Genomic DNA, 663 nt, shown 5'->3' on the forward strand with positions numbered 1-663 from the left:
CGAGTCGCCCATGCCGCGATTTCCGCTCGGAGAACCGACAACTCGGCGATGCGGCGGTCGGTCAGGCATTGCCGCGTCAGACAACTCAGCTCACATTCGGCGACATTCAACCAACGCCCGTGCTTGGGGGTGTAGACGAAGTGGATGCGTCGCACGTATTCGCGTGCCTTCGCGGCGGGAAAGGCTTCGTCGAACGCGCCCCGCGTGTGCGTGTTCAGGTTGTCACACACCAACACGATGTTCGCGCACTTCGCATAACGCGTGTCCAACAGGTGCGCGACTTCGTGCGCCCAGTCCGCTTTCGTACGGCGATCACGAGCCGTGGCCTGACGGAAGCCCGAGAGCGGCTCGGCGAACATAAAGATACTGGCCGCCCCCTTCCGTTCGTACTCGTAATCCACACGCTCCGGGTGATCCGTGGTTGCCGGGATCGGCACACGGGTTCCACCGATCAGTTGGACCGGCGGCTCGTCCATGCACACCACCGGGCAATCGGGATCGTAGGCCCGTTCGTAGGTCGCCAGCACGTCTTCCATCCCCGCGACGAACTCGGCATCCGCCTCCGGAGGAATCACCCAGTACTCGATCTTGCGGCGTGTCATTCCGTTTTTTCGAGCGTCGTGCGGACCGTTTCGGGGCTGATGGAATCCACCACCTCCAGTT

1 protein-coding gene is annotated in these 663 nt (G+C 62.6%); it reads right to left on the reverse strand.

Annotated features, from left to right (window positions below; genetic code table 11):
• The coding region (locus R5W23_RS10965; RefSeq protein ID WP_320686357.1) for an IS630 family transposase at nt 1-602 on the reverse strand (602 nt) is incomplete at its 3' end.
• Between the last annotated feature and the right edge of the window lie 61 nt (nt 603-663).

The sequence above is a fragment of the Gemmata algarum genome, assembly GCF_034097035.1.
Lineage (GTDB): Bacteria > Planctomycetota > Planctomycetia > Gemmatales > Gemmataceae > Gemmata > Gemmata algarum.